Below are 10,139 nucleotides of genomic sequence, written 5' to 3'. Positions count from 1 at the left end.
CGGTCGTCGCTCACCCAGGATTGGGCACTGTGCGCCGCGCTCGGTCCGGTGAGTAGCTCGGAACGCATCAGAAGTAGCCTTCTCGTTTGCGGTCTTGCATCGCGGCCTCCGACACTCGGTCGTCGCTCACCCAGGATTGGGCACTGTGCGCCGCGCTCGGTCCGGTGAGTAGCTCGGAACGCATCAGAAGTAGCCTTCTCGTTTGCGGTCTTCCATCGCGGCCTCCGACACTCGGTCGTCGCCACGAGTCGCACCGCGCTCGGTCAAACGGGACGCGGCCACCTCGGCGAGGATCGCCTCGTTATCGGCAGCGTCGGAAAGAATTGCGCCGGTGGAGGATCCGTCGCCGACGGTGCGGTAGCGCACCGAACGGGTCTCGAGCACCTCGCCGTCGCGCGGGCCGCCCCAGACGCCGGGCGTCATCCACATGCCATCGCGCTGGTACACCGGACGCTCGTGCGAGTAGTAGATGCTCGCCAGATCGATATCCTCACGCGCGATGTAGCGCCAGATATCGAGCTCGGTCCAGTTGCTCAGCGGGAACACCCGGACGTGCTCGCCGGGAGCGTGCTTGCCGTTGTACAGATTCCACAGCTCGGGCCGCTGCCGCTTCGGATCCCACTGCCCGAAGGCGTTGCGCAGCGAGAAGATTCGCTCCTTGGCGCGCGAACGCTCCTCATCGCGTCGGCCGCCGCCGAAGACCGCGTCGAAGCGGTGCTCGGTGATGGCGTCCAACAGTGGCACCGTCTGCAGCGGATTGCGGATACCGTCCGGGCGCTCGGTGAGCCGACCGTCGGCCAGGTAGTCCTCGACCTTCGCGACATGCAGTCGCAGGCCATACTTTTCGACGATCTTGTCGCGGAATTCGAGCACCTCGGGCAGGTTGTGCCCGGTGTCGACGTGCAGCAGCGCAAACGGCAGCGGCGCGGGCCAGAAGGCCTTGAGCGCCAGGTGCAGCAGCACCGTGGAATCCTTACCGCCGGAGAACAGGATCACCGGCCGCTCGAATTCGCCTGCCACCTCACGGAAGATGTGGATCGACTCCGACTCCAACGCCGCAAGGGTGTCGAAATCGGTAATGCCCAAAGATCGTGCGCTGATGGTTTCGGTCATGCTGTGTCGCTTTCTGCATGCCCGAGAGGCCCTACGTGGTTACGCAGGCTGCCTCCTCCGGGCCCTGACTCGGTCATGCGGTGTGCAACCCGCATTCGGTCTTGGCGAGGCCGGCCCAACGGCCGCTTCGCGGATCGGAACCCGGCTCCGGCTTCCGTGTGCACGGAGCGCAGCCGATGGACGGATATCCCTCTTCCACCAGGGGATTGACGAGGATGCCGTGCTGTTCGATATAGGCCTGCATCTCGTCGTCGGACCAGGCGGCGATCGGGTTGATCTTCACCAGTCCGAACGCCTCGTCGAACGAGATGAGCGGGGCGTTGGCCCGGGTCGGAGCCTCCACGCGGCGGATGCCGGTGACCCAGGCGTTGTAGCCGCCGAGCGAGCGCTTCAGCGGTACAACCTTGCGCAACCGGCAGCATTCACCGGCATCACGCGCGAACAAATCCTTGCCGAGCAACTGATCCTGTTCGGCCACCGTGTTTTCCGGCCGCACATTGATCACATTCACGCCGTACACGGCTTCCACGGCATCGCGGGTGCCGATGGTCTCGGCGAAGTGGTAGCCGGTGTCGAGGAAGAGCACGTCGACACCCGAATGCACTTGGGCGGCAAGGTGAACGAGCACACCGTCCTGCATATTCGAGGCGACGATGTAGCCGGTGCCGAAGGTGTCCTCGGTCCAGCGCAGCAAATCCATTGCCGTGGCATCGGGACCGAGTTCGGCCGCGCCTTTTTCGGCGATCGCCCGCAACTCTTCTTCCGACAGCTTCGCGGGCAGGTCCACCTGTACTTGATCCGTTGTCACGCTAGTTCTCCCATTTACCGAAGGTCGGCTTCGTCGGCACGAACCGCCCACTGAGCGAACCGTTCGCCGTCCTCGCGGTGCTTGATGAAGTTGCGCACCACCCGTTCGATGTAGTCACCGAGTTCGTTGGTGGTCACCTTGTGCTGACGCAATTTCCGACCGAAGGCGCTGTCGAAGCCCAGGCTGCCACCGAGATGAACCTGGAAACCCTCGACATGATTCCCGGCGCCGTCGTCGATCAGCTGACCCTTGAAGCCGATATCGGCGATCTGTGAACGCGCGCAAGAGTTCGGGCAGCCGTTGATATTGATGGTCACTGGAACATCGAGCTGCGCATTGAGATCCGCGAGCCGTTCCTCCAACTCCGGCACCAACGCCTGGGAGCGCTTGCGGGTCTCGGCGAAGGAGAGCTTGCAGAATTCGATTCCGGAGCAGGCCATCAGGTTCCGGCGCCACAGCGACGGACGTGCCTGCAGGCCAAGGGGTTCCAGCTCGTCGATCAACGCATCGACCTGATCGTCGGCGATATCGAGAATGATCAGCTTCTGGTACGGGGTGAACCGGATCCGGTCCGAGCCGTACTTCTCCGCCGCCTCGGCGACCTTGGTCAACACGGTGCCCGACACTCGGCCCGCGATGGGGGAGAAGCCGACCGCATTGAGCCCGTTGCGCAGCCGCTGCACGCCCACGTGATCGATCGGCTTCGTCGGCTGTTCCGGGGCGGGACCGTCGATCAGCTTGCGCTTCAGGTACTCGTCCTCGAGCACCTGACGGAACTTCTCGATGCCCCAGTCCTTGATCAGGAACTTCAACCGGGCCTTGGTGCGCAGGCGGCGGTAGCCGTAATCGCGGAAGACCGAGACGACGGCCTCCCACACATCGGGGACCTCATCCAGCGGTACCCACACGCCGACGCGCTGGGCCAGCATCGGATTCGTCGAAAGGCCGCCGCCGACCCAGAGATCCAAGCCAGGGCCGTGTTCCGGGTGATTCACCCCGACGAACGCGACATCGTTGATCTCGTGCACCACATCCTGCTGGCCCGAGATCGCGGTCTTGAACTTGCGCGGCAGGTTGGAGTACTCCTTCTTGCCGATGTAGCGGCGAACGATCTCGTCGATCGCGGGCGTCGGGTCGATGATCTCGTTCAGCGATTCACCGGCCAGCGGTGAGCCGAGCACGACACGCGGGCAGTCGCCGCATGCCTCGGTGGTCTTCAGGCCGACACCTTCGATCCGCTTCCAGATCTCGGGGACGTTCTCGACCTCGATCCAGTGGTACTGGACGTTCTCGCGATCGGACAGGTCCGCGGTGTCGCGGGCGAATTCGGTGGAGATCCCGCCGAGGGTCTTCAGTTGCGCGACATTCAATGCGCCGCCATCACAGCGGATGCGCATCATGAAGTACCTGGCCTCGAGAAGGTCGATGTTCTCGTCACCGGTCCAGGTGCCGTCGTAGCCCTGTTCGCGCTGGGTGTAGAGACCCCACCAGCGGAACCGGCCGCGCAGATCGCCCTTGTCGATGCTGTCGAAGCCCTGTTTGGAATAGATGTTCTCGATCCGGGCCCGGACATTGAGCGGGTTGTCGTCCTTCTTGGACTGCTCGTTCGGGTTCAGCGGCTCGCGGTAGCCGAGCGCCCACTGGCCCTCGGCCTTGCGGCGCACCGGCTTACCCGTGCGGACCCGCGGGCCCGTCGGTGCCTCGGTCCGGGGACGGTCCGGACGGACGCGTCGTTCGGAGGCCGGGCGGACCGGGCGCGCATGCTGCCCGGGCCGGGATTCCGGCTGGGGCTGATCCGTTGGACCGGCGTCGGTGCTCGACGTCATGGGGGTCGCTCCTGCTGGGTGAGGGTACATCCGTGCTGAAGGCGTGAGGGGCTGAACTCACGCCTGCGGTGTCAGCGGGCCGATGTCCGTCGAAATCGGGTGATCACCGGGCAATCCCGGGAATGCGCGCCGCTGAGCTACCGGTGGGAACCGGGCAGACAGCAGGCACTACAGACGCGCTTGTAGTCGACGTGGCGACGTGCCACAAGTCGTACTCCAGATCCGCGCATGCGGCTATTCTGCCACGTCAGAATGGCCCTTCCGACCGGGTGGCCATATTTCCCGCGAAATCTAGGGAAATTCCCTGGACTACGCGAGCCGATTGTGATGGCCGTCATAGTTAGTGGTCTGAATGCGTCGCATGATTCGTCGAGATCGCCGCCGGTGAAGCGAGTCACTCGGGTTGACCTCGAGTTAGGTCGAGGTAGCAAGCTCGCTGGCATGAGCACCGAAACCGATCTCGACGCCATCCGCGCGGTCGTCGCCGCCGTTCAACACTCCCAGCAGAAGGAGCTGGTCGCCGAGTTCGTCGGACTGTTTCGCCCGGACGCCATCTGGACGACCGGCAGCGGCAAGCGCCTGTTCGGTCGCACTGCCATCGCCGAGTTCACCGCCCAGGTCCTGCCGGGTGCGATGCGGGACGGTACCGCGACCTACGAGGTCGAGCACGTGCTGTTCATCCGGCCTGACGTGGCGGCGGTCAAGGTGGTCCAGCGGTACTTCGACGGGAACGGTCAGCTGACCGGTCAGGGTTCGCCGATGTATGTGATGGCCAAGGAGGACGGCCGATGGGTCTTGACGGCCAACCAGAACACGCTGGTCGCCGACTGATCTCCGCTGCGGTTTGTCCCGTTTGCTCGAATTGTGCTGATGGTCCCCGTCGACCGTCTGCAATCCTGCGGACCTCGAGACATGTGGATCTGGTTCGCGGACTACGGCCAAGGGTCCCCGCCTACGGGAGCAGGGGGTGCCTGGTGACAGGGGCCGGCAGAGCGACGGTCACACTGGAGTGGTGAGTTCCGTCGTCGCCCCGATCGAGACCGAGACGCCTGCCCTGGTGCTGCGCGACTTCGGCGGCGGGCCGTTCGGGATCTACATCCATGTGCCGTTCTGTGCCACACGCTGCGGATATTGCGATTTCAACACCTATACCGCTGGTGAACTGGGCACCTCGGCGTCGCCGCAGTCCTGGCTCGAAGCGTTGCGCGGTGAGTTGGCGACTGCGGCCGAACGGTTTGCTGCCCTGCCGACGGCCACACCCGAGGTGGCGACGATCTTCGTCGGCGGTGGCACACCATCCCTGCTCGGCGGTGACGGCTTGGCGGACGTGCTGGACTCGGTGCGCGTGAACTTCACCCTCGCCGCCGATGCCGAGGTGACGACCGAATCCAATCCGGAGTCGACCTCACCGCAGTTCTTCGAACGCATTCGCGCGGCCGGATTCACCCGGGTCTCGCTCGGCATGCAATCCGCGGCCCAGCATGTGCTGAAGGTGCTGGACCGCACTCACACGCCAGGCCGGGCAGTGGCCGCTGCCAAGGAGGCCCGCGCGGCCGGATTCGAGCATGTGAATCTCGATCTGATCTACGGCACGCCGGGTGAACGCGACAGTGATCTGGACGCGAGCTTGGATGCGGTGCTGAACGCGGGCGTCGACCATGTCTCGGCCTACTCGCTCATCGTCGAGGACGGCACCGCCCTGGCCCGCCGCGTGCGTCGCGGCGAACTTCCCGCCCCCGACGACGATGTGCTGGCCGCCCGCTACGAGCGCATCGACGCACGCCTCAACGCCGCGGGCCTCACGTGGTACGAGGTATCCAATTGGGCCGCAGACGATTCCGCGCGCTGTCGGCACAACCTCGGCTACTGGGACGGCGGTGACTGGCTCGGCGCGGGCCCCGGCGCGCACAGCCACGTCGGCGGGGTCCGCTGGTGGAACGTCAAACACCCTGCGCGCTATGCCGATACCGTCGCGCGCGGCGGTTTCCCAGCCGCGGGCTGGGAAGTCCTCACCGCCGACGAGCAGCACACCGAACGCGTCATGCTCGCCATCCGCCTACGCACCGGTCTGCCACTGCACGAATTGGATCCAACAGAATCCGCCGCCGCGACCCGAATCATTGCCGACGGCTTGGCAATTCGCTCCGATGACAGCCTGATTCTGACCGATCGTGGTCGCCTACTCGCCGACGGCGTCATCCGAGACTTGCTGACCTGACTTCGCTTGGGCGATACCGTTCGTCGCCGAGCTCGATCGCCCTCGCGACGGGTGCGGGTGGCAAGGACATCATCGAACTGGCCGACGATGGCGAGCCCGCCTGGCGCGCAATTGTGACTCATCCGCATTTCACGGTTGGTTTCATCGAATGCTGTCCGTTGCACTGTCACAGATCGGTAAAGACGCGTAGGCTGCGGACAACCCAAGGAGTCCTATGCCACCGGCACGACACATCACCCTTATCTCCGAGCAGAGCGAGTTCGCCGAAGCGCGGGCCGCGGAGAAGGCCGAAACTGCACGACAGTGCGCTGTAGCCGCCAGGACGGTCGCCAGCCACGCCGAGAACGCGGCGGATTGCGAGTCATTACTCGCGATGCTCGGCCTCGACGCGCTGGCGGGCAAGATGGCAAAAACCGTGTCCAAGCTGTAACTGCGGGCTCGTCCACTTGCTGCGTGCCGCAGCCTCCCAAGTGCTGCCTGCGGCAGCGGGGCTCCCGCACAAGCTGTCGCTACCTCGCGCAACGTTGGCGGTGTGCGAGGTAGTCAGCCGCTATGCGAGGTGCTCGAGCCTTCGCGGCAGCGTGGAATAGGTATGAGTGGTTTTGGTTGGTGCTCGCTCTGGGCGGCGTAGCCGACCGATCAGTCCGTCTCGCTATTGGTGCTCGGCAAAAGGTGACAACATCATTTGCCGACAGCATCAACGACGACAGGCAGGACTCCGATGAAAATCACCCGTAGTCTTCGCACCTGCATCGCGGCGCTCACCTTTGCTTTCACGCCCGTCCTCGCGGCCGCCCCCGCAGCCGCCGAACCCTCCCCGACGATCGTGCTCGTACACGGCGCCTTCGCCGACACCACGAGTTGGAACGGCGTGGCCGCGACACTGCGCGATCAGGGTTATCAGGTGGTTGTTCCAGACAATCCGCTGCGCGGCCCCGCCTTCGACGCCGCGGCCATCCAGCGCACTCTCGACACCATCTCCGGACCTGTTGTTCTGGTGGGGCATTCGTATGGCGGTTTCGTTATCAGCAACATCCACGACCCGAAAGTCCGAGCGCTGGTATACATTGCGGCCTTCGCCCCGGTACAAGGCGAATCCGCACTTCTCGAAATCAACCCGATCAGCTTCCCCGGCAGCCAGTTACTGCCCCCGGCACTCCAGGTGCGTCTGGTCGACGATCCGAATGGCGTGGCAGGCAAGAACCTCGACGGCTACGTAGCCCCCGACTACTTCAACTCCGTCTTCGCCCAAGACGTCTCCCCCGAAGTAGCCGCCGATATGATCGCCCACCAGCGCTCCCTGGCCGTATCCGCCAACCTCGAACCCTCCGGCACCCCCTCCTGGTCCTCGACTCCGAGCTGGTATCTCGTCTCAGCCAACGACCGCGTAATTCCCCCTGCCTCCCAACGCTTCATGGCCGATCGCATGGGTGCCCATACATCAGAAATCGCCGCATCCCACGCCTCCTTGGTCTCCCATCCCACCGAGGTCGCCGCTGTAGTAGAGAGTGCGGCCCGCTGACCGCTCCAGAAGCGTCCGCCGATTGCTCGGCACCGCCACGCGCTCCTGACCGCCGCCATCGGGGCGAGTCGTACGGTGGTTCGCCCCGGCCTCGACAACGATCGCTCGACTCGGCGTACACGCGTGCGCGCTTGCCCTGTACCTCGCAGCTTTGGCGGGAGTAGCGGTCGGATCTCGCTCCGGCGCAACGTCCGTCGGTCCCGAGGAGACCTGGGTCACAAGTGTGCAAGGTGTGCGAACGGGCAATTGTCGAGTAGGCAATTAGACTGGATAAATAGACGTACCAAGTAACCTGCATCGAATTCGGGTCGATGCGGACGGTGCGCACGTGACCGTTACGACGTACCCGAGGGCGAGCGAGGAGGTGGGGCCCATGTCGAGCACCGAGGATCGGCGCTTCGAGGTCCTGCGTGCGATCGTCGCGGACTATGTCGCGACCAAGGAGCCGATCGGGTCGAAGACCCTGGTGGAGCGGCACAACCTCGGGGTATCCAGCGCGACGGTTCGCAACGATATGGCGGTGTTGGAGGCCGAGGGCTACATCACCCAGCCGCACACCAGTTCCGGTCGCATTCCGACCGATAAGGGCTACCGGCAGTTCGTCGACCGCATCTCCGAGGTGAAGCCGCTCTCACCGGCCGAGCGCCGGGCGATCATGGAATTCCTGGAGTCCGGCGTCGATCTCGACGATGTACTGCGCCGCGGTGTCCGGCTGCTTGCTCAGCTGACCCGCCAGGTCGCGGTCGTTCAGTATCCGACGGTGTCGGCCTCCACGGTCCGCCATATCGAGGTGGTCGCGCTGAATCCGGCTCGGTTGCTGCTGGTCGTGATCACAGATACCGGTCGTGTCGACCAACGTCTTGTGGAACTCGGCGCGCTCATCGACGACCAGGACCTCGCCGCACTGCGGGGCATGCTCGGTGGCGCGATGGACGGCAAGCGCCTCGCCGACGCCTCCGCGGCCGTCGCCGAACTGCCCGAGCGGGCGCCGGTGCGACTGAGGGATGTGTTGGTGCGCGTCTCGACCGTGCTCGTCGAGACCCTGGTCGAGCATCCGGAGGAGCGCTTGGTGCTCGGCGGCACCGCCAACCTGACCCGCAATGCTGGCGACTTCGTCTTTCCCGGTTCGCTGCGCGATGTGCTCGAGGCATTGGAGGAACAGGTGATCGTGCTGAAGCTGCTCGCCGCCGCACAGCATCCGGGTACCGTCACGGTGCGCATCGGCGAGGAAACGCAGGTCGAGCAGATGCGGGGCACCTCGGTCGTATCGACCGGCTACGGTGCCGCGGGTGCGGTGCTCGGCGGTATGGGCGTGCTCGGTCCGACTCGGATGGACTATCCGGGGACCATCGCATCGGTCGCGGCCGTTGCCCGATATATCGGTGAGGTGCTCGCGGAGCGCTGATGGGCCCCGTCGCTGATACGCTCGATCCTCCGGCGGATAAAGTTGAGTGCATCCGACTAATGCTGTTGCAAACCAAGGACTAGAGAACTCAAGTGGCACGGGACTACTACGGACTGCTCGGCGTCGCGAAGAACGCGACCGACCAGGAGATCAAGCGCGCCTACCGCAAGCTTGCGCGGGAGCTCCACCCCGACGTCAACCCCGACGAGGCGGCGCAGGCCAAGTTCAAGGACGTGTCGACCGCCTACGAGGTGCTGTCGGACCCGGAGAAGCGGCGGGTCGTCGATATGGGCGGCGATCCGCTGGAAGCCGGTGGTGGCGGCGCGGGCTTCTCCGGTGCCGGTTTCGGTGGGCTCGGCGACGTCTTCGAGGCATTCTTCGGCGGTATGAGCGGCAGCTCCGGCGGGGCGCGCAAGCCGCGTGGCCGGGTGCAGCCCGGTGCGGATTCGCTGCTGCGGACCCGGCTCAGTCTGGCCGAATGCGCGGTCGGTGTGACCAAGCACCTGACCGTCGACACCGCCATCCTCTGCGATATCTGCCACGGGGCCGGTACCAACGGCAAGTCCAAGGCGGTGCGCTGTGAAACCTGCGGTGGTGCGGGTGAGGTCCAGTCCGTGCAGCGTTCTTTCCTCGGGCAGGTGCTGACCTCACGTCCGTGTCCGACCTGTCGCGGTGCTGGTGAGACCATTCCGGATCCGTGCCACAAGTGTGGTGGCGACGGCCGGGTGCGGGCACGTCGTGAGATCGCCGCGCCGATTCCGGCCGGTGTGGCCAATGGCATGCGAGTGCGGCTGGCCGCGCAGGGCGAGGTCGGCCCCGGCGGTGGGCATGCTGGCGATCTGTATGTGGAGATCGTCGAGCAGCCGCACGATGTCTTCGTGCGCGACGGCGACGACCTGCACTGCACCATCCGGGTGCCGATGGTCGATGCCGCACTCGGCACCACCGTCGTCATCGACACCATCCTGGACGGCCCGACCGAGCTGACCATTCCGCCTGGCACTCAACCGGGTGAGATCTCGGTGCTGCGCGGTCACGGCATGCCGCGCCTGCGCTCGGGTGCGCGCGGTGATCTACTAGCGCATCTGGACATCGTGGTGCCGACCAAACTCGACGCGAAAACCACAGATCTGCTGCGCAAGTACAAGGGCATGCGCCCAGGTGACCGCGCCGAGGTGATGTCGGCGCAGTCCGAGCACAACAGCGGTCTGTTCGCCCGGCTGCGAGCGTCGTTCAGCGGGCGATAG

General features: G+C 65.1%; 10 protein-coding genes. 6 read left to right on the top strand and 4 right to left on the bottom strand.

Annotation, left to right across the window (positions count from 1 at the left end; genetic code table 11):
- Positions 1–183: 183 nt before the first annotated feature.
- The 4 genes from cysD to ACIBG0_RS16580 all read right to left on the bottom strand — a co-directional run bounded on the left by cysD (position 184) and on the right by ACIBG0_RS16580 (position 3,977).
- Positions 184–1,113: a sulfate adenylyltransferase subunit CysD gene (gene cysD / locus ACIBG0_RS16595; RefSeq protein WP_397033255.1), complete on the bottom strand. Its 930-nt coding sequence runs from the start codon at positions 1,111–1,113 to the stop codon at positions 184–186.
- A gap of 73 nt (positions 1,114–1,186) precedes the next feature.
- A complete protein-coding gene (locus ACIBG0_RS16590) occupies positions 1,187–1,921 on the bottom strand; it encodes a phosphoadenylyl-sulfate reductase (RefSeq protein ID WP_397033254.1) in 735 nt (244 codons plus the stop codon).
- Between the two features lie 14 nt (positions 1,922–1,935).
- Entirely contained in the window at positions 1,936–3,747 is a 1,812-nt protein-coding gene (locus tag ACIBG0_RS16585; protein WP_397033252.1) for a nitrite/sulfite reductase, read from the bottom strand.
- Positions 3,748–3,884: 137 nt separating this feature from the next.
- Positions 3,885–3,977, bottom strand: coding sequence for an Ms4527A family Cys-rich leader peptide (locus ACIBG0_RS16580; protein WP_357302009.1), 93 nt, complete (start codon positions 3,975–3,977; stop codon positions 3,885–3,887).
- Between the two features lie 211 nt (positions 3,978–4,188).
- Between ACIBG0_RS16580 and ACIBG0_RS16575 the strand changes: the two genes are divergently transcribed.
- The 6 genes from ACIBG0_RS16575 to dnaJ all read left to right on the top strand — a co-directional run bounded on the left by ACIBG0_RS16575 (position 4,189) and on the right by dnaJ (position 10,139).
- On the top strand, positions 4,189–4,578 hold the full coding sequence (locus ACIBG0_RS16575) for an SgcJ/EcaC family oxidoreductase (protein ID WP_397033250.1): 390 nt from the start codon (positions 4,189–4,191) through the stop codon (positions 4,576–4,578).
- 181 nt (positions 4,579–4,759) lie between these two features.
- Positions 4,760–5,965: a radical SAM family heme chaperone HemW gene (hemW, locus tag ACIBG0_RS16570; protein ID WP_397033248.1), complete on the top strand. Its 1,206-nt coding sequence runs from the start codon at positions 4,760–4,762 to the stop codon at positions 5,963–5,965.
- A gap of 214 nt (positions 5,966–6,179) precedes the next feature.
- Entirely contained in the window at positions 6,180–6,395 is a 216-nt protein-coding gene (locus ACIBG0_RS16565; protein WP_397033247.1) for a hypothetical protein, read from the top strand.
- A gap of 291 nt (positions 6,396–6,686) precedes the next feature.
- Positions 6,687–7,487 (top strand): alpha/beta fold hydrolase, encoded by an 801-nt coding sequence (locus ACIBG0_RS16560; RefSeq protein WP_397033245.1) that lies wholly within the window; start codon positions 6,687–6,689, stop codon positions 7,485–7,487.
- Between the two features lie 373 nt (positions 7,488–7,860).
- Positions 7,861–8,892: a heat-inducible transcriptional repressor HrcA gene (hrcA, locus tag ACIBG0_RS16555; RefSeq protein WP_397033243.1), complete on the top strand. Its 1,032-nt coding sequence runs from the start codon at positions 7,861–7,863 to the stop codon at positions 8,890–8,892.
- 92 nt (positions 8,893–8,984) lie between these two features.
- A complete protein-coding gene (gene dnaJ, locus ACIBG0_RS16550) occupies positions 8,985–10,139 on the top strand; it encodes a molecular chaperone DnaJ (protein ID WP_397033241.1) in 1,155 nt (384 codons plus the stop codon).

The sequence above is a fragment of the Nocardia sp. NPDC050630 genome, assembly GCF_044457245.1.
GTDB lineage: Bacteria > Actinomycetota > Actinomycetes > Mycobacteriales > Mycobacteriaceae > Nocardia.
The sequence above is the reverse complement of the archived record's forward strand: the minus strand, read 5'-3'. Positions and strand labels throughout refer to the sequence as shown.

Excerpts from the sequence above, each read along its gene's own strand:
- ACIBG0_RS16575 (WP_397033250.1), top strand. The coding sequence starts at position 4,189 with ATGAGCACCGAAACCGATCTCGACGCCATCCGCGCGGTCGTCGCCGCC.
- ACIBG0_RS16585 (WP_397033252.1), bottom strand. The coding sequence starts at position 3,747 with ATGACGTCGAGCACCGACGCCGGTCCAACGGATCAGCCCCAGCCGGAA.
- ACIBG0_RS16560 (WP_397033245.1), top strand. The coding sequence starts at position 6,687 with ATGAAAATCACCCGTAGTCTTCGCACCTGCATCGCGGCGCTCACCTTT.
- ACIBG0_RS16565 (WP_397033247.1), top strand. The coding sequence starts at position 6,180 with ATGCCACCGGCACGACACATCACCCTTATCTCCGAGCAGAGCGAGTTC.
- cysD (WP_397033255.1), bottom strand. The coding sequence starts at position 1,113 with ATGACCGAAACCATCAGCGCACGATCTTTGGGCATTACCGATTTCGAC.
- hrcA (WP_397033243.1), top strand. The coding sequence starts at position 7,861 with ATGTCGAGCACCGAGGATCGGCGCTTCGAGGTCCTGCGTGCGATCGTC.
- ACIBG0_RS16580 (WP_357302009.1), bottom strand. The coding sequence starts at position 3,977 with ATGCGCGGATCTGGAGTACGACTTGTGGCACGTCGCCACGTCGACTAC.